This is a genomic window from Acidovorax sp. ST3 (assembly GCF_003231145.1).
Taxonomy (GTDB): Bacteria; Pseudomonadota; Gammaproteobacteria; order Burkholderiales; family Burkholderiaceae_C; genus Acidovorax.
This window is the reverse complement of sequence record NZ_QKVP01000002.1, coordinates 158,013-175,626: the sequence shown is the minus strand read 5'-3', so window position 1 is coordinate 175,626 and position 17,614 is coordinate 158,013. Positions and strand designations below refer to the sequence as shown.

General features: G+C 65.5%; 13 protein-coding genes. 2 read left to right on the top strand and 11 right to left on the bottom strand.

What is annotated here, in order from left to right:
- Window positions 1-40 precede the first annotated feature (40 nt).
- The 4 genes from DNK89_RS05715 to DNK89_RS05700 all read right to left on the bottom strand — a co-directional run bounded on the left by DNK89_RS05715 (window position 41) and on the right by DNK89_RS05700 (window position 6,224).
- Window positions 41-1,189 (bottom strand): lipocalin-like domain-containing protein, encoded by a 1,149-nt coding sequence (locus tag DNK89_RS05715; RefSeq protein WP_370220865.1) that lies wholly within the window; start codon window positions 1,187-1,189, stop codon window positions 41-43.
- Between the two features lie 20 nt (window positions 1,190-1,209).
- Window positions 1,210-2,265, bottom strand: coding sequence for a PLP-dependent cysteine synthase family protein (locus DNK89_RS05710; RefSeq protein ID WP_110959318.1), 1,056 nt, complete (start codon window positions 2,263-2,265; stop codon window positions 1,210-1,212).
- A gap of 96 nt (window positions 2,266-2,361) precedes the next feature.
- Window positions 2,362-3,438, bottom strand: coding sequence for a hypothetical protein (locus DNK89_RS05705; protein ID WP_110959317.1), 1,077 nt, complete (start codon window positions 3,436-3,438; stop codon window positions 2,362-2,364).
- Window positions 3,439-3,536: 98 nt separating this feature from the next.
- On the bottom strand, window positions 3,537-6,224 hold the full coding sequence (locus DNK89_RS05700) for an FtsX-like permease family protein (RefSeq protein ID WP_110959813.1): 2,688 nt from the start codon (window positions 6,222-6,224) through the stop codon (window positions 3,537-3,539).
- 170 nt (window positions 6,225-6,394) lie between these two features.
- Between DNK89_RS05700 and DNK89_RS05695 the strand changes: the two genes are divergently transcribed.
- Window positions 6,395-6,823: an Hsp20/alpha crystallin family protein gene (locus DNK89_RS05695; protein WP_110959316.1), complete on the top strand. Its 429-nt coding sequence runs from the start codon at window positions 6,395-6,397 to the stop codon at window positions 6,821-6,823.
- A gap of 151 nt (window positions 6,824-6,974) precedes the next feature.
- Here DNK89_RS05695 and DNK89_RS05690 read toward each other — a convergent pair whose 3' ends face one another.
- From DNK89_RS05690 to DNK89_RS05680, 3 genes are read right to left on the bottom strand one after another with little or no spacing between them, the layout of a single operon-like run.
- Complete coding sequence (locus DNK89_RS05690; RefSeq protein WP_110959315.1) at window positions 6,975-7,625, bottom strand: ABC transporter ATP-binding protein; 651 nt, start codon at window positions 7,623-7,625, stop codon at window positions 6,975-6,977.
- Window positions 7,622-8,623: a tRNA (adenosine(37)-N6)-dimethylallyltransferase MiaA gene (gene miaA, locus DNK89_RS05685; RefSeq protein WP_110959314.1), complete on the bottom strand. Its 1,002-nt coding sequence runs from the start codon at window positions 8,621-8,623 to the stop codon at window positions 7,622-7,624. The genes DNK89_RS05690 and miaA overlap by 4 nt, the downstream gene beginning before the upstream one ends.
- On the bottom strand, window positions 8,610-9,851 hold the full coding sequence (locus DNK89_RS05680; RefSeq protein ID WP_110959313.1) for a multidrug effflux MFS transporter: 1,242 nt from the start codon (window positions 9,849-9,851) through the stop codon (window positions 8,610-8,612). The genes miaA and DNK89_RS05680 overlap by 14 nt, the downstream gene beginning before the upstream one ends.
- Before the next feature lie 235 nt (window positions 9,852-10,086).
- On the opposite strand from DNK89_RS05680, the gene DNK89_RS05675 reads away from it, so the two are divergent.
- A complete protein-coding gene (locus tag DNK89_RS05675) occupies window positions 10,087-11,469 on the top strand; it encodes a serine hydrolase (RefSeq protein WP_110959312.1) in 1,383 nt (460 codons plus the stop codon).
- 51 nt (window positions 11,470-11,520) lie between these two features.
- On the opposite strand, the gene DNK89_RS05670 is transcribed toward DNK89_RS05675, so the two are convergent.
- From DNK89_RS05670 to gdhA, 4 genes are all read right to left on the bottom strand, one after another.
- Window positions 11,521-12,354: an alpha/beta hydrolase gene (locus tag DNK89_RS05670; protein ID WP_110959311.1), complete on the bottom strand. Its 834-nt coding sequence runs from the start codon at window positions 12,352-12,354 to the stop codon at window positions 11,521-11,523.
- A 69-nt stretch (window positions 12,355-12,423) separates the two neighbouring features.
- The gene (locus DNK89_RS05665) at window positions 12,424-14,823 is read right to left on the bottom strand and encodes a GspE/PulE family protein (RefSeq protein WP_153064244.1); all 2,400 of its coding nucleotides are present in this window, start codon (window positions 14,821-14,823) and stop codon (window positions 12,424-12,426) included.
- A gap of 14 nt (window positions 14,824-14,837) precedes the next feature.
- Window positions 14,838-15,971, bottom strand: coding sequence for a PilT/PilU family type 4a pilus ATPase (locus DNK89_RS05660; protein ID WP_110959309.1), 1,134 nt, complete (start codon window positions 15,969-15,971; stop codon window positions 14,838-14,840).
- Window positions 15,972-16,102: 131 nt separating this feature from the next.
- A complete protein-coding gene (gene gdhA, locus DNK89_RS05655; RefSeq protein WP_110959308.1) occupies window positions 16,103-17,446 on the bottom strand; it encodes an NADP-specific glutamate dehydrogenase in 1,344 nt (447 codons plus the stop codon).
- Between the last annotated feature and the right edge of the window lie 168 nt (window positions 17,447-17,614).

Sequence of the window (17,614 nt, the reverse complement as noted above, 5' to 3'; positions counted from 1 at the left end):
GATCTGGCGGTATCTTTCTGGCATCAAGCCGCTGCAGCCTTCACAGGCGCAGCGGCTTTGCATATCCGGTCATCTCCAGGTAACCCCTGCCCACGGGCTGGCCTGTGGCACCCATCAGGTCCGACAGCCCTTCCCAGTAGATCGCACCCGTCGATCCGCTACTGTCCAGCTCCTGGCTGTCCAGCAGCGCATTCACTGCAAAGGTGCCTGCGGGCGTTTGCACCTGCCATTGCACCGGGTAGCGCGCGCCACTGCGCGGGCTGGTCCACCACCGCAAGGGGGTGAACGCCACAGACTGCGCCCCAAACACCTGCACCGGCTGCCCGGGGGGGCGCCACGATCCACCCGCCCACAACGCGGTGCCGTCAGCCCGCCGCAGGCGGAAGGCTGTCAACGCGCTGCCGTTGTGCAGGTTCATGCCAATCCAATCCCACCCCTGGGCGTCTGGGTGTAGGAGTGCCTCGCTCCACTCGTGGTCCATCCAGGCGCGGCCGGTGTCGGGCGTCACCGCCATGCGCTTGCTGCCCACCTGCAACGTGCCGCTGACGGCGAGCTGGGGCTGGCTGTAGTAGTAGCTGGCCTGCTCGGCGTCCGGCCCCTTGCGGGACAGCCCTTGCTGCCCCTGCAGCAGCACGGGCTGGGTGCTGTCAAACACCAGGTCCAGCCCAAACTCGCTGCCCACGATGTGGGTGGTGTAGCGGCTGGCCGCAAAGTCCAGCTTTCCGTGTGAGGTGTCGCTGCGTTCCAGCGTCCAGTCCTGCAGACGGATGCGGGTGTCGGCCTCACTGGCCTGCGCCATCCCAAAACCTACACGCGCAATCCGCTGGTCATGCACCAGCCGCTGGCCTCGCACATCGGTGATGGCAGCGTGCGCAAACAGCAGGTGTTTGGCCGCAAAGGCCGACTGCAACTGCTGCGTGCCATCCACCCGCGAGCGGAAGAACGTGATCTGAAAACCCCAGGGTTGCCCCTGCGCCTGCACATGGCCGGTGATGTACCACCACTCGGTGCGCAGCTCCGGGTGACTGCCGTGATCGCGCGGAAAGACCAGCGCGCGTGCCGGCAAGGCATGCGCGGCAGGGGGCAGCCACTCTGCAGCCCCCACGGCCGCCATGCCCCAGGGCATCTGCTGGGCCAGCCACTGCCGGCGCGTGACCATGGGGCCGGGGGGCAAAGCAGAAGAGGGCATGGTGCAGTGCTTGGCTGGCATCAGCCGATCAGGCCATCCACCTTCTGCTGCGCAGCCGAGCAATCGCCAAACGTGCGGTCCACCCATGCCGTGTCGAAATACGTGGGCAGATACCGCTCGCCCGCATCACACAGCAGCGACAGGATGGAGCCGCGCTCGCCCCGCTCACGCATCTCGCTGGCCAGTGTGAGCATGGCCACAAAGTTGGTGCCCGTGGACGGGCCTACGCGCCGCCCCAGCAACTGCGACAGCGCGCGCATGGCGGCAATGGATTCGCAGTCCGCCACATCCACCATGCGGTCCACCAGCGTGCGGATGAAGCTGGGCTCCACACGCGGGCGGCCAATGCCTTCAATGCGCGATCCTGGCGCCGTCAACTGGGCATTGCCTGTGCGGTGGTAGGCGCTGAACACCGACCCCGCCGGGTCAGCCACACACACCTGCGTGGCATGGCGCTGGTAGCGCACATAGCGGCCAATGGTGGCGCTGGTGCCGCCCGTGCCCGCGCCCACCACAATCCAGCGCGGCACAGGGTGCGGTTCGCGCGCCATCTGCGTGAACATGCTCTCGGCAATGTTGTTGTTACCCCGCCAGTCGGTCGCGCGCTCGGCATACGTGAACTGGTCCATGTAGTGGCCGCCCGATTCTTCGGCAATCGCACGGGCTGCGTCGTACACCGCGCCCGCGCTGTCCACAAAGTGGCAACGCCCGCCATGAAACTCGATCTGCGCAATCTTCTCGGGCGACGTGCTGCGCGGCATCACCGCCACAAACGGCAGCCCCAGCAGCCGGGCAAAGTAGGCTTCGCTCACCGCCGTGGAGCCGCTGGACGACTCGACGATGGTCGAGCCTTCATGCACCCAGCCATTGCACAGCGCATACAAAAACAGCGACCGCGCCAGCCGGTGCTTCAGGCTGCCCGTGGGGTGGGTGGATTCGTCCTTGAGGTACAGGTCAATGCCATGCGCGGCAAATGCGGGCAGGCGCAGCGGGATGAGGTGGGTGTCGGCGCTGCGCTGGTAGTCGGCTTCGATGCGGGCTATGGCTTCGTGGAGCCAGGGGGAGGGGAGGGTCATGGGGGCGCTTGTGTGTAGTCACACAATGGTTTCTGCTGCAAGCCAAGAACAGCCGACAGTCAAAAGAGAACATTGACAACCGAGGATGTTTAAAAGCTATGTTCCTCGAATACTCTTGATGAGATTCGCAAGCTGTTCCGCACCATCAAATGTCGAAGGAATACCTTCGTTCTCTGGAACTAGGCTGCTAAAAACGACTGCTTCAAACTTTGCGAGAGTGCTCGGATCATCCTTTTTTATTTTCGCTGAATACTCGGCATAGCTCTGAATAAATTGGCACAACGCTATGCGGAGGTCAAGCTGAAGTACTTGGGCCTTTACGGATCTGAACTGGCCTAAGACTACGCGAAAGAAGTAAACCAGCAAGACTTCGATAGTCAAGATAGTAGGGAGCGTGTAGAGAAGCAGTCCTTTTTTCGATTCGATGATTTCCATGTGCGCAAGTACATATCCAATTTGGGCTGCGGGTGGAACGACCATCACCAAAGCAAGTGCCATCAATGACCAAAATGCGATTCTGCGCTCGGTGACCTTCGCCGTTGCCAACTGGCGGAATCCATCCACAAGTCCAACAAAGTTGTAGGAAGACGTTAGTCCTTTTAAACCCTCGCTGAGGGAGTTAACGTGGGCTCGTCTCTGATCCAGTTCTGAGTCCCAATCTTCCTTGAGCTTAGTCGCCGCTTCCACGGTCTGAGAAAACTTACGGAACTCAGCAATAGCAGGATCATTCAGCAGTTTTTTTGCGATTTGCACCGGCATCGCGTATCTTGCGAAAGTAATTTGGTGCCTATCGTTTCCCTTGAACATCTCAAGGTTCTCGTCGACAAAGTTCCCGATCCGCCGGATTTCGAAGCTAGGTTCGGCCGGCTGCGTGAACTCCAGCTCACACAAGAATCGATAGGCTGCAGTGAAGTCGGAAGTGACCGCTTCTCCTTTCTTGTCATGTGGTAGGTCGGGGAAGTCACGTACGGCGCGCATGAAACTATCGCCGATCCACTCAATGTTGACTGCGCAGTACTCGTCAAACTTTGCGGCGTTGGAGATCATCAATTCAATGATCTGTAGTAGCAACTTGGCAATCTGAGGTGCTTCAGAGAGAGATGCATAGCTTCGCAGCGTTCTGGAATAGTGTCGCAGTGCTTCCAGATTCTCTGGCGTGGAGAAGAAGAGCATTCGAGAGTGTCTCGTCGTAGTGGCTCTGCTGACTATATCGTTCAGATCCGGCAGCTTGAGAGTGCTTGCATATAGGGACGTTTAACGGTTTGGCTTACCTACCAATCCTCCTTAACCGCCATCACTGCATCTCTCCCCGCCGCAGCCCGCCCCGCCAGCCACGCGGTGACCGTACCAGACACGACCACCGCAGCACACAACCCCAGCAACCTCCCCCCCGGCACCGCCAAATCCATCGTCCAGTGAAAACTCTGCGGGTTGACCACGTGCACCAGCACCACGGAAACAGCCAGCCCCAGCAGCACGCCCGCCGCCGCACCCACGGCCGTCCACGCAGCACCTTCGCTGGCCACCACGGTCAGAATCTGCCGCCGCGTGAGGCCCAGGTGGGCGAGCAGGCCGAATTCCTTGCGCCGCGCCAGCACCTGGGCGCTGAAGCTGGCGGCCACGCCAAAGAGGCCGATGCCGATGGCGACGGCTTGCAGCCAGTAGGTGACAGCAAAGCTGCGGTCGAAGATGCGCAGCGAGCGCTCGCGGATGGTGGCGGCGGAGCTGAACTCCACCAGGGCCTCGCCGCTGTCACTAGTTGCTGCTCCCGCTGCAATGGAGGGTTGGCGGCCGGCTTGCGTTGCAGCGAGCGCGCGGATGGACGCCTGCAGGGCCGACACATCGGTGCCATCGCTGGGCCACAGGGCCAGGTCGCTAGTGCGGGTGTCGCCGGTCAGGCGCAGCCACACGGCGCGGTCCATTACCACGGCGCCGGTTTGCCGGGCATAGTCGCGCCAGATGCCTGCTATGTAAAAGATAGCTGCTGGCGCATGATTCTCTAGCGCTTGGGCGCTAAAAGCCTTGGAAAGTGCAGGCCACTCCATGCCGGGGCGCAGGCCGTACAGGTCCACCACGGCCTCGCTGATGTACACGCCGGTGCGGCCGGGGGGCACGGGCAGGGCCTCGCCCACCAGGGGCAGAGTCTGCGCTGGCTCATCGCCCAAGGGGCGACTCAGCACCGTGAGCGAGGGCAGAGTGGGGGACAGCTGCAGCGGGCTGGCGCGCAGGGGCTGCACGCGGTTCAGCCCCGGCAACTGGGCCACCGCTTCTGCAAAGCCCGCAGGTAGCAACGCGGCCTCCCCGCCGCCCGCACCGATGGCCGAGCGCACGTACAGCGGCGATGGCAGCACCGCGTCCAGCCACTGCGTGACCGAGCCGCGAAAGCTGGACACCATCACCGTCAGCGCCACGGCCAAGCTGAGGGATGCGACCACGCCGCCCACCGCGATGGCCGCGCTGCCGCGCATGCGCCGCGCGCGCTCCAGCGCCAGCAGTGGCAGCGCATGGCGTGCGGCCAAGGGCTGCAGCCAGGCCAGCAAGCGGGCCATGCCCCAGGGCAGCAGGGCAATGCCCCCCACCAACAGCAGTGCAATGGCTACGTAAGCGGCCAGTGGAATGCCAAATACGGGTGGAGCGCTAGTGAGCAGTGCCCCGGCAGCTATCAAAACGATACCGACGGTGCCTTTGTCCGCCTGGCTGGCTGCGGCGCCAAGGCCCTTCAGGGTCTGGGCCGGGGGCAGGGTCTGCGCGGCGCGTGCAGGCCACCAGCCACCCGCCAAGGCAGCCGCCACGCCCAGTGCGCCGTACACCAGCGCGGCGGGGGCGCTCCATTGCAGCGCAGGCCGTACGCCCGCAAAGTAGCCGCCGCCCAGGTCGCCGCCCAGCAGTTGCAGCGCCGTGGCTGCCAGCGCGGTGCCCAGGGCCATGCCCAGCACGCTGCCCAGCAGGCCCAAGGCTGCCGACTCCGCCAGCACCAGCGCCAGCCGCTGGCGCGGTGTGGCGCCAAGAACGGCCAGCAACGCAAACTGCGGCCCGCGCTGCGCCACGCTGAGGGCCAGCACCGAGAACACCAGAAACGCCCCGGTGAACAGCGCCACCAGCGCCAGCACCGTCAGGTTGACCCGGTAGGCGCGCGACAGGTTGCTGATGCGCTGGGTGGCATCGCCGGGCTGCGCCAGCACCAGGTTGGCGGGCCAGCCGGGCTGCGCGCGCAGTGCGGCCTCCCACGCGGCGCGGTCGGTGCCGGGCTGCAGTTGCAGGTCGATGCGGGTGAGTGCGCCTGCGCGCCCAAACAGGTCTTGCGCGGCGCCAATGTCCATCACGGCCAGCGGCGCACCGCCGGCGGTCAAGGTGCCTGCCACCTGCACGGTGAGTGCCGGTTGCAAGCCCACCTGCAGCGTGAGGCGGGGCAGGGGCGACGATGCAGAGGGTGCAGCGGCAGGCAGCCCCAGTGCCTGCAGCGCCGCCGTGTTGAGGAACACCGTGGCGGGGGCGAAGAGGGCGAACCGGTCGGCGCTGTCCCAGGGGCGTGGCACCAGCGCCGGGGCCATGGTGGGTAGCAGCAGTGCATCGGCGCCGAGCACGCGGATGGGAGTGGGAGTGCGAGGTGACGGGTCCTGGGCGCCCGCTGCATTCGCGCCCGCTGTGGTGGCTGCCTGCGCCACGGCCGACAGCTCCAGCAGCGGGCTGGCGCGGGCCACCTGTGGGTCGGTGGCCAGGCGTTCGTACAGAGCCTCGGACAGACTGCCCTGCATGGCGCGCAGCTCCAGGTCGGGCTGGCCGTTGACGGCGCGAACGGCCTGCGAGAACTCGTCCAGCGCCGATGCATTGATCACATGCACCGCAAACGCCAGCGCCACACCCAGCATCACAGCCGCCACCGCTGCGGCGCTGCGCCAGGGGTGGTGGCGCAGGTCTTGCCAAGAGAAGGTGCGGAGCAGGGCGAGCATGGGCTGCATTGTGGCCGCAGGGGACTGGTGCAGCAGCGTTTGATGCATATCAACCTTGCGTTTTGCACCCTCTTGAAGTGCTGAAAGGCTGCGCCTATCTTGGCATCAGGGTCTGCCCTCCTGCGCAGGCCCGGTTGTTTGTACCAACGCCTTTCAACCCCTTTTCAGGAGCCAAAACCATGAACTCTCTTGTGACCCGCGGCAGTCTGTTTGACGATTTCTTCAAGGACATTGCCCCCGGCTTTTACGTGCGTCCGCTGCATGGCGACAACCTGCCTTCGCCCAGCCAGATCAAGGTGGATGTGAAGGAAACCGAAAGCGGCTACACGGTGCAGGCCGAAGTGCCCGGCGTGGCCAAGGAGGACATCCATGTCTCGCTCGAAGGTAATGTGGTGAGCCTGCGCGCCGAGGTGCGTCAGCACGATGAAAAGCGCGAAGGCGAAAAGGTGCTGCGCAGCGAGCGCTACTTTGGCGCCGTGGCCCGCAGCTTCCAGCTGCCGGCCGATGTGGACGCCGCGCAGGCCAAGGCCAAGTACGACAACGGCGTGCTGACGCTGACTCTGCCCAAGAAGGTGAACAAGGCAGCGCAGCGGCTGAACATCGAGTGAGCGCGGCTCACACAACCCTTCTGGCGTTGTTGCTGCGTCTTGTCGTACTACACGTACTGCCTGCGACGCAGCGCCTAGCCAGAACCGCTGCGCTGGGTTGTGTGATCCGCTCCACGCGTCCGCAGCCGCTTTGGCTGCAATGGGGCGCTACCTAGGTCGCGATACCGCTGGCAGTGAGCCGCAGCACCCGGTCGGCCCGCGCCGCAGCAGCGTCGGAATGGGTGACCAGCACCAACGATGCGCCGTGCTCGCGTGTCTGCGCCAGCAGCAGGTCCATCACGCGCGTGGCGGTGGTGGGGTCGAGGTTGCCGGTGGGCTCGTCGGCCAGCAGCAGGGCGGGGCGGTGCACCAGCGCGCGGGCGATGGCCACACGCTGCAGCTGCCCGCCGCTGAGCTGCTGAGGCAGCCGTGCGCCCAGACCTTCCAGGCCCACGGCGGCCAGCATGTGCTGCACCCGGGCCGCGTCGGTTTGGCCCAGCAGCATCAGCGGCAGTGCCACATTCTGTGCCACGTCCAGGTGCGGCAGCACGTGGAAGGCCTGGAACACAAAGCCCACCTGCGCGCGGCGCCACAGGGCGCGGGCGGTGTCGTCCAGCTGGCTCAGGTCGGTGGTGCCATGGGTGATGCTGCCGGTGTCCCAGGTATCGAGGCCTGCCAGGCAGTTGAGCAGCGTGGACTTGCCCACGCCCGAGTCGCCCACGATGGCGACAAACTCGCCCGGCGCCACGGCGAACTGCACGTTGGCAAACACCGGCGCGCTGCCGTAGTGCTTGCCCAGGTTCTGCACACGCAGCAGCGTCATGGCGTGCGCTGCTCCAGGCGCTGCAGCACGGCCTGCACCAGGTGGGCCACGGCGTGGGGATGGTCGCACGCGACGACGTGGCGCTGCGGCATGCTGCGCAGCCAGGTGATCTGGCGCTTGGCCAGCTGGCGCGTGGCGGCAATGCCGCGCTCTCGCAGGAAGGCGATGTTCAGCGGCGTGCCAGCGGGGCGGCTGGCCTGGAAGTCGAGTTCTTCCCACACCTGCCGGTAGCCCACGCAGCGCATCGAGGGCAGGTCGGGGTGCAGGTCGCCGCGTGCGCGCAGGGCCGTGACCTCGTCAATGAAGCCACCGGCCAGCATGGCGTCAAAACGCTGCGCGATGCGCTCGTGCAGCCAGGCCCGGTTGTCGGGTTCCAAGGAAAAAAGGGCGCTGGCGCCGGTGTTGTTTGTGTTATCTGCTACTTTTTTGATAGTGTGAAAGCTCGACAGCGGCTGGCCCGAGACATGCCACACCTCCAGCGCGCGCTGGATGCGCTGGCTGTCGCCGGGGGCCAGGCGTGCGGCCGTCACCCGGTCTACGCGCGCCAGCTCGGCATGCAGGGCGGGCCAGCCCTGCTCGGCCGCCTGGGCTTCGATCCTGGCGCGCACGTCGGGGTCGGCGGCAGGCATGTCGTCGATGCCATCAAACAGCGCCTTGAAGTACAGCATGGTGCCACCCACCAGCAGCGGCAATGCGCCACGCGCGCGGATCTCGGCGATGAGCCGGGTGGCGTCTTGCACAAACTCGGCGGCGCTGTAGGCCTGCAGCGGGTCGCGTATGTCGATGAGGTGGTGGGGTACGGCGGCGCGCTCGTCGGGCGAGGGTTTGGCGGTGCCGATGTCCATGCCCCGGTACACCAGGGCCGAGTCCACGCTGATGATCTCGACCGGCCGGCCCTGCTTGCCCAGCACGGCAGCCAGCGCCAGCGCACCGGCCGTCTTGCCCGATGCAGTGGGGCCCGCCAGGGCGATGGTGGGGAGGGTGTCAGGCGTGCTCACGGGGCGCTCCAAACTTCTGCACCAGGGTCCACGAGATCACGGCCAGTGCCACCGACCAGAACCAGATGCCATTGACCAGCGGCCACACCGTGCCATCAAGCCGCATCCCCAGCCAGCCGCCAATGGCAAACGCCGCCAGCATCATCATGAAACCGTTCAATGCCGATGCCACGCCGGCCGCCTTGGGGAAGGGCCCCACCGCGCCGCTTTGCCCGCAGGGCTGGTGAATGCCATGCCCCACCATGAACAGGTAGAACGGCAGCGTCAGCGCCCAGGGCTGGTGCCAGCCCATCCAGGCCACCAGCGCCATCAGCGTGCCGCCCCCGGCGCTCAACGCCCCGGCAATGGCGACGGTGCGCTGCAAGCCAAAGCGTGCCAGCAGCGCGCGGCACACAAAGGTGCCCCCAAAGTAGGCCACGCAGGCCGAGGCCATGACCCAGCCATACATAGTGCGCGTGAGGCCCAGCACATCGATGTAGACGAACGAGGACGACGCCAGAAACGTGAACAGGCCGCCGTAGGTGGCGGTGGTCTGCAGCGAAAACGCCCAGAAGGTGGGGTTGCGCAGCACATGCAGCCAGGTGCCCACCAGTGCGCGGGGCTGCAGGGCCTGCGGGTTGCGGTGGGACAGGGTCTCGGGCAATCGCAAGGCCACCAGCGCCACTGTGACCACTGCGTACACCGTGAGCGCCAGCAACGCTGCGCGCCAGCCCAGCCATTCGCTCAGCAGGCCCCCCATGGGGGCGCAGATGCAGGCCACGATGCCCAGCCCCGTGAGCGCCTTGGACATGGCGCGCGCGCCCTCCAGCGGGGTGTAGAGGTCGCGAACGATGGCACGCGCGCACATCACCACGGCGCCCATGGCTGCCCCCTGAGCGATGCGCCACAGAATCAGCAGACCCATGGTGGGCGCAAAGGCGCTGCCCAGCGAGGCCACGGTGTAGATGGTCAGGCCCGCCAGCAGGATAGGGCGGCGGCCGAAGCGGTCAGACAGCGGGCCCCACACCATTTGCGAGCAACCGAACGCCAGCAACAGCCCGCTGAGCGTGAGCTGCGCGGCCGCCATGGGGGCGCCCAGGCTGCGGGTGAGCGCGGGCAGGGCGGGCAGATACAGGTCGGTGGTGACGGGCTGGATGGAAAGCAGCAGGGCCAGCACCAGAATGGCCAGGCCGGGATGGATCGAGACAGGGGCGGCCGCAGACGCTGCGGTGGCGGAGGGGGCAGACATATCTGTCTGAGCGTACCAGAAGGGGTGGGCGCGCCACTGGCAGGTTGATTGTCGTGGGCCCGTGAGAACTTGCGCAGATTTGTGTATGACAAAGGTCGCACCGGTGACATCCTGGCGAGTGCGGGGCGAAGCACCATGGCGGCGCGGTGGCTGGCGGACCGACTGGCCCTGGACTCTGTTCTGAGGGGTGCCGCGCCAAGATGCCGCACAAACCAACATAACGAGGAGACAAGACATGCACAAGATTCACAGCGCCTCCTTGGCGTACCCCCATTCCTCCATGCGTTCTGCGTCGCCCCGGCGTTCTGGCACAGCCGCTGCAACGCTGTGGCAAACCGCCTGCGCCGTGGCGGTGTTGGGTGTGGCCTTGTCGGCCCCAGCCCAGGCGCAGGCCCCGGCATTGCCTGCGCCCGAGACCGTGACGCTGGACAAGCTGGGCTACATGAGCACCTTCCCGCCCGAGGGGGCGCAGCGGGTGGACCTGAGCAACTCGTACAAATACCCGCAGCTGCGCTGGGCTGTGCAGCACCTGCGCGAGCTGCAGCCCACGCGCAACATCCGCCGGGGCAGTGCTGCGCCCTCGGCCCTGCTGGCCGACCCGCGACCACTGGGCGCTGTGGCATTCGATGACGACAAGGGCCAGCCCATCACGGTGGACCAATGGTTCACCCGCACCTACACCGATGCCCTGGTGGTGATGCACAAGGGCCGCGTGGTGTACGAGCGCTACGACAACCAGATGAAGCCCTACACGCCGCATCTGCTGTTCTCGGTCACCAAATCGTTCACCGGGCTCATGGCGGCGCAGTTGGTGCACGAGGGCAAGATTGACCCCGAGGCGCTGGTGACCAAGTACGTTCCGGAGCTGGCAGAGTCGGCCTGGGGTGACATGAAGGTGCGCGATGTGATGGACATGACGGGCGCCGTGCGCTTCCGCGAGGTCTACACCGACCCGACGACCGAAATCTTTGGCTACAGCTGGTCCAGCGGCCTGCTGCCCCGTCCGCCAGGCTACCAGGGGCCGACCAATGTGTACGACTTCCTCAAGACGCTCAAGAAGGAAGGCGAACACGGCGCCGGTTTTGTGTACCGCACCGTGCATTCAGAGGTGCTGGGCTGGATCGTGTCGCGCGCCACGGGCAAGCACTGGGCGGAGCTGATGACCGACAACATCTGGCAAAAGCTGGGCACTGAGGAAGATGCGCATGTGATGGTGGACAGCGTGGGCACGCCGCTGCAGGGCGCGGGCCTCAACGCCACGGCGCGCGACCTGGCGCGGTTTGGCGAGATGCTGCGCCTGGGCGGCAGCTTCAACGGCCAGAAGATTTTTGACAAGTCCGTGATCGACGACACCGCCAAGGGCGGTGACCGCGAGAAGTTCAAGATGGGTGGCATGGCCTTTCGGCCCGGCTACAGCTACCGCAACCAGTGGTGGGTGCTGCACAACGCCGACGGCGCCTACGAGGCCGCTGGCATCCACGGCCAGTTCATCCATGTGAACCCTGCCGCCGAGATGGTGGTGGTCAAGCTGTCGTCGCACCCTGTGGCGGGGGCCGGCTTTACCCACCCGCTCACCCTGAAGGCCTGGGCGGCGCTGGCGCAGGCGGTGCGCCGGTGACACCGCGCAGTTGGGATGTCGCGGCCGAAAGGTCGAGGCGAGCCGCTGCGTCTACTTCAGGTGAAACAGCGAGGCCACGGCCTCGCGGTACTGCCGTTGTCCCACAGAGTTGGTGTTGTGGTGTGAGCCGCCTTCCACCAGCACAAACTGCTTGGGCTCCCGTGCTGCCTCGTACAGCTGGCGGCCCAGTGCGGGGCGGATCAGGCTGTCGTCGCTGCCATGCACCACCAGCAGCGGCGAGCCGATGTCGGCCACCTTGCGGATGGACTCAAACCGCTGGGTGATGAGGGGCGACACGGGCAGCCAGCCCCACTTGAAGGTGCTGACCACGTCGGGGATGCTGGTGAAAGTGCCTTCGACGATGGTGCCCTTTTCATCCGGCACCTGGCGTGCCAGGTCGATGGCGATGGCGCCGCCCAGCGAGTGGCCGAAGATGTAGCGTGGCTTGTCCGGGTGCTGCTCAGCCAGCCAGTTCCAGGCGGCGCGGGCGTCCTCGGCGGCAGTGGCTTCGGACGGCAGGCCTGCGCTGCTGCGCCCAAAGCCCCGGTAGTCGATGGCCAGCACCGAAAAGCCCAGCTCCTGCATGCGCCGGATGCGGCCCGACGAACCTGCCACGTTCCAGCGCGCGCCGTGCAGATACAGCAGCACGGGTGCGCTGGCCTTCGTGTGGGGCAACCACAGCCCGTGCAGGCGCTCGGCCTTGCCGCTGGCGTCGGAGGTGAATTCGATCCACACGTCCTGCATGCCTTCGGTGGACGGCGCGCCGCCCCAGCTGCGGTCGCTGGGCTGGAAGATCCATTCGCGCTGTTTGGCGTCGAGGGTGGCGCAACCCACGCTCACGGCCACTGCCAGCGCCAGGGATGCAAGGAGAGGGATTCGTTTCATCGTCCGACAGATTCTGGTTCCGATGCAAAAGTTCGGTGAGGACGAATGGTATTGGGAAGCGCCTGTGACTCAGGAGCAGGCTCCGCGCACGCTGCGCTGGTCGGTCACGCCCTCCAGCACCTTGAGCAACCCGTACTGCAGCAGCCGCAGCATGCCCTGCGCGGTGGCGGCCTCAAACAGCTGGTCCACTGGCGCACGGGTCTGGATCAGCTTCTTGATGCTTGGCGAGGCGGCCATGAGCTCGTAGATGCCCACGCGGCCTTTGTAGCCCGTGTGGTCGCAATGGCTGCACCCTTGGGCACGGTACAGCACCCAGTCCGATGCCCCTGCGGGGACAAAGCGGCTGCGCCAGGGCGCCAGCAGGCTCTCGGGCGCCAGGCCGGTGCCGGCCGCGTAGTCCGTAGCGATCTGCTGCAGCTCGTCGGCGTCCGGGGTGTAGGGCTGCTTGCAGTCGGGGCACAGGCGGCGCGCCAGTCGCTGGCTCAGCACCCCCACCAGCGCGTCGGCAAAGTTGAAAGGGTCCAGCCCCATGTCCAGCATGCGGATCACGCTCTCGGGCGCGCTGTTGGTGTGCAGGGTGGACATCACCATGTGGCCGGTCAGCGAGGCCTCGATGGCGATGTGGGCGGTTTCACTGTCGCGCATTTCGCCCACCATGATGACGTCGGGGTCGGCCCGCAAAAAGGCGCGCATGGCGGTGGCAAACGTGAGCCCGATGCGCGGGTGCATCTGGATCTGGCGCAGGCCATGGTGCGTGATCTCGATGGGGTCTTCGGCCGTCCAGATCTTGGTGTCCGGGTGGTTCACCTCGGCCAGCAGCGAGTGCAGGGTGGTGGTCTTGCCCGACCCGGTGGGCCCACACACCAGGATCAGGCCATAGCTGCGGTGCACCATCTGCTGCAGTTGTTCGACCAGGGCGCCATCCATGCCCAGCTTGGCCAGCGGGATGGGTTTGGACGATGCCAGGAGCCGCATCACGATGTCTTCGAGCCCGTTGGTGGTTGGCAGCACGGCCACGCGCAGCTCCAGCTTGGTGTGGCCAAAGCGCGAGAAGTCGATCTTTCCGTCCTGCGGCAGCCGGTGCTCGGAGATGTCCAGGTTGGCCATGATCTTGATGCGCGACAGCAGCGCCGCGCGCAGCACGAACGGGATGCGCATGTATTCGGTCAAATCGCCGTCCACGCGCAGCCGGATCAGCGTGGGCTGCTCCTCGGGGTAGGCCTCGATGTGGATGTCCGACGCGCCCCGTGCCTGGGCGTCCAGGATGGTCTTGTTCACCAGCCGCACCACCAGGCTGTCGTTGTCGGACACCTGCCGCTGCAGGTCTGGGTGGCCCGGCGATGTGTCGCTGGCCGTGAGCCGCTGGGACAGTTGCCGCAGCTCTTCCTCGATCGACAGATCGGTGCGGTCCATGCCCACCTTGGAGTATTCCACCGTGATGCGCGCCGCCAGTTCGTCCGGGTTGGCGATGACGGGCACTACCTGCTTCTGGGCCGAGAACCGCAGCTCGTCCAGGTAGTCGGCATCCACCGGGCTTTCCACCGCCACCACCAGGCTCTTGTCGCTGACCAGCAGGGGCAGCACCTGGTGCTCTACCGCGTATTCCTTGGGCACCAGGCGCAGCACCTCGGGCTGCACCACAAAGCCGTCCAGCGCCACCATCGGAATGCTGAACTGCTGCGCCACCACCTCGGTCAGCTGGGCCCGGCTCAGCGCGCCCATCTCCACCAGGATGTTGCCCAGCAGGTGCTTGTTGCCCCGCTGCATCAGCGTGAGGGCATCCCGCATCTGGTCGTTGCTCACCAGTCCTTGGTTGATGAGGAGGTCACCCAGCCGCACTGGCACAAAACTGCCGATCTGGGTGATCTGGCCGGCCAGCTGCGCCGGGCTGCGAATGGGTTCGCCGTTGGCTGAGGGGCCTTGCCGCCGTCGCTCCTGCTCAGTGAGGGCCAGTTGCACCGTGTCGGCGCTGACCAGGTTCGACTGGATCAGGTGCTGGCCCAGCAGGCCCCCCACCTGGTAGCTGCGCAGTGCCGTGGTGGGGATGAATATTCGCACGCAGTGCACCGCATCGGTGGTCAGATAGAAGAACAGGCCCTGGCGGGTTTTGACAAAGCCCTTGGTCTCGCCGCGCAGGTTTTCACCGTCGATGAATTGCACGGTGAAGGGGCGCGATGTGGTGTTGACTTCGTGTCCCCCGGCGGATTGGTAACGCGCCGTCAGGTCGGTATCGGCCGCCAGCGGAATGGGCGGCATCAGCTGGATGCTCTTGATGGCCGCAAACGGCAGTGCCACCGCTGCTGTGCCCTCTGGCGGCATCAGCACCGCGCGTTGTGCCTGCGGATCAAACTGCTCCAGCACACCGTGGCGGGTGTCCCCGCCCGTTGTGAAGACGATGGCGTCTGCCGGTGTGACGACATCTGCCGGCCGCGCGTCGCGAAAGAACGGCGGAAACGGCCAATGCTGCATGCGCGCGCTGCCCGTCACGACAGCCGCGAGGCCGACTGCATGGGCGAGGAGGTGTCGATGGAAAGGTCCCCCGCATCCTGCGTGGTCACGCCCGCCGCCAGGCGCACGCGCAGCGCCAGGTCGGTGCGCGAGTCGGCGTTGTGCAGCGCCTCGTCCAGCGAGATGCGGCCGTCGGTGTAGAGCTGGTACAGCGCCTGGTCAAAGGTGCACATACCGATCTCGGTGCTGTGGCCCATGGCCTCCTTGATGCCCGAGAACTCGCCCTTGGCGATCAGGTCGGCGATGTAAGGCGAATTGAGCATCACCTCCACCGCAGGCACCAGCTTTTCGTGCAGGCCGGGGATCAGGCGCTGCGAGATCACACCGGCCAGGTTCAGGCTCAGGTCCACCAGCAGCTGGTGGTGGGCATCTTCGGGGAAGAAGTTGATGACCCGCTCCATGGCCTGGTTGGCGTTGTTGGCGTGCAGCGTGGACAGGCACAGATGGCCGGTCTCGGCATAGGCAATCGCCTGCTTCATGGTGTTGCGGTCGCGGATTTCGCCGATCATGATCACGTCCGGCGCCTCACGCAGCGCGTTCTTGAGGGCCTCTTCGTAGGATTGCGTGTCAATGCCCACCTCACGCTGGTCCACCACCGAGCGCTTGTGCGCGTGCAGGAACTCCAGCGGGTCCTCGATGGTGAGGATGTGGCCCGTCACGTTCTCGTTGCGGTAGTTGATCATCGACGCCAGCGTGGTCGATTTGCCTGAACCCGTGGCACCCGTCACCAGCACCAGGCCGCGCTTGCGCAGCACCAGCTTTTCCAGCACCGGGGGCAGGCCCAGCGCGGCCAGCGGCGGGATCTTGTTCTTGATGTAGCGCACCACCATGCCGGTTTCGCCGCGCTGCACAAAAACGTTCACGCGGAAGCGCCCCAGGTTCTCGGCCGAGATCGACAGGTTCATCTCCTGCTTGGCCTCGAACTCGCCGATCTGCTTTTCGTTCATGACCGAGTAGGCCAGTTGCTTGACCTGGCCGGGCAGCAAGGCGGGCATCTTCAACGGGTGTGTGACCCCTTCGATCTTGAGATTGACCGGCGCGCCGACACTGAAAAAGAGGTCCGAGCCTCCCTTTTCGACCATGACGTTCAAGAAGCTGAAGATTTCCATGCCGGACTCCCAAAAGTGTGCGTATTTGTTTCCAGGTGCAGCATAGCCTGCACTGCGCCGCGGGCCAAAAACAAAGGGGCCGAAGCCCCAGTGATTTGCTGTGCGAACAGGCTCTGAGGCCCTGCTGGGGCCTACACCACGCCCTGCGCCAGCATGGCGTCGGCCACCTTCACAAAGCCGGCGATGTTGGCACCGTCGATATAGCTCACGCTGCCGTCGGCACGCTTGCCATATTGCAGGCAGGCCGCGTGGATGCCCTGCATGATCTGCAGCAGGCGGGCGTCCACCTCTTCGCGCGGCCAGGACAGACGGGCCGAGTTCTGGCTCATCTCCAGGCCCGATGTGGCTACGCCACCCGCATTGCTGGCCTTGCCGGGGGCGTAGAGCACGCCAGCGGCCTCAAACGCCTTGGCGGCTTCGATGGTCGAGGGCATGTTGGCGCCCTCGGCCACGCAGACCACGCCGTTCTGGATGAGCGTTTTCGCGTCGTTCTCGTCCAGCTCGTTTTGCGTGGCACAGGGCAGGGCCACGTCCACCTTCACGTGCCAGGGGCGAACACCGGCCTCGAACTTCACGCCCGTGCGGGCGGCGTAATCGCTCACGCGGCCGTACAGGTGGTTCTTGACGTCCATGAGGATGGCGAGCTTTTCAGGCGTAAAGCCCTCTTCGTCAACGATGGTGCCGCTAGAGTCCGACACCGTGATGACCTTGGCACCCAGTTGCATGGCCTTCTCAACGGCGTATTGGGCCACGTTGCCCGAGCCCGACACCGACACGCGCAGGCCATCGAACGAGCGGCCCCGGGTCTTGAGCATCTCTTGTGCGAAGTACACGGTGCCATAGCCCGTGGCTTCAGGGCGGATCAGCGAGCCGCCGAACGACAGGCCCTTGCCAGTGAACACGCTGGCCGCGTTGTTGGCCAGCTTTTTGTACATGCCCGCCATGAAACCCACCTCGCGGCCGCCCACGCCGATGTCGCCAGCGGGCACATCGGTGTCCGGACCCACATGGCGGTACAGCTCGGTCACAAAGGCCTGGCAAAAGCGCATGACTTCGGCAGGGCTCTTGCCCTTGGGGTCGAAGTCGGAGCCGCCCTTGCCACCGCCCATGGGCAGCGTGGTCAGTGCGTTCTTGAAGGTCTGCTCAAACGCCAGGAACTTGAGCACCGACAGGTTGACGGACGGGTGAAAGCGCAGGCCGCCCTTGTAGGGGCCAATGGCCATGCTGTGCTGGATGCGGTAGCCGCGGTTGACCTGCACGGTGCCATGGTCATCCACCCAGGACACACGGAACATCACGACGCGCTCGGGCTCCACCAGCCGCTCCAGCAGGCCGTGCTCGGCATAGCGGGGGTGCTGCGCGATGAACGGCCACAGGCTTTCCATCACTTCGGTGACAGCTTGCAGGAATTCCGGCTGGCCGGGATTGCGGAGCGCCACGTGGGAAAGGAAGCTCTCGGCGGTCGCGTGTTTCATGGTTCAAAGGGCTTTCAGCAGTAAAGGGTCAACAAGTCGAAGGCAGTCATGCACCGGTTTGGCGCACCGCAACATCGAATTATGTCCAAAAGTTATACGTTCATGCCGATGTCTATGCACAATGGTGGGGAATGTGGCCGGGATATTTGCCACATGTTGGTGCGTTTG

Bases quoted from the DNA above. Each gene is read 5' to 3' on its own strand.
- DNK89_RS05715 (WP_370220865.1), bottom strand. From the start codon at position 1,189: ATGCCCTCTTCTGCTTTGCCCCCCGGCCCCATGGTCACGCGCCGGCAG.
- DNK89_RS05710 (WP_110959318.1), bottom strand. From the start codon at position 2,265: ATGACCCTCCCCTCCCCCTGGCTCCACGAAGCCATAGCCCGCATCGAA.
- DNK89_RS05705 (WP_110959317.1), bottom strand. From the start codon at position 3,438: ATGCTCTTCTTCTCCACGCCAGAGAATCTGGAAGCACTGCGACACTAT.
- DNK89_RS05700 (WP_110959813.1), bottom strand. From the start codon at position 6,224: ATGCAGCCCATGCTCGCCCTGCTCCGCACCTTCTCTTGGCAAGACCTG.
- DNK89_RS05695 (WP_110959316.1), top strand. From the start codon at position 6,395: ATGAACTCTCTTGTGACCCGCGGCAGTCTGTTTGACGATTTCTTCAAG.
- DNK89_RS05690 (WP_110959315.1), bottom strand. From the start codon at position 7,625: ATGACGCTGCTGCGTGTGCAGAACCTGGGCAAGCACTACGGCAGCGCG.
- DNK89_RS05680 (WP_110959313.1), bottom strand. From the start codon at position 9,851: ATGTCTGCCCCCTCCGCCACCGCAGCGTCTGCGGCCGCCCCTGTCTCG.
- DNK89_RS05675 (WP_110959312.1), top strand. From the start codon at position 10,087: ATGCACAAGATTCACAGCGCCTCCTTGGCGTACCCCCATTCCTCCATG.
- DNK89_RS05670 (WP_110959311.1), bottom strand. From the start codon at position 12,354: ATGAAACGAATCCCTCTCCTTGCATCCCTGGCGCTGGCAGTGGCCGTG.
- DNK89_RS05665 (WP_153064244.1), bottom strand. From the start codon at position 14,823: ATGCAGCATTGGCCGTTTCCGCCGTTCTTTCGCGACGCGCGGCCGGCA.
- DNK89_RS05660 (WP_110959309.1), bottom strand. From the start codon at position 15,971: ATGGAAATCTTCAGCTTCTTGAACGTCATGGTCGAAAAGGGAGGCTCG.
- gdhA (WP_110959308.1), bottom strand. From the start codon at position 17,446: ATGAAACACGCGACCGCCGAGAGCTTCCTTTCCCACGTGGCGCTCCGC.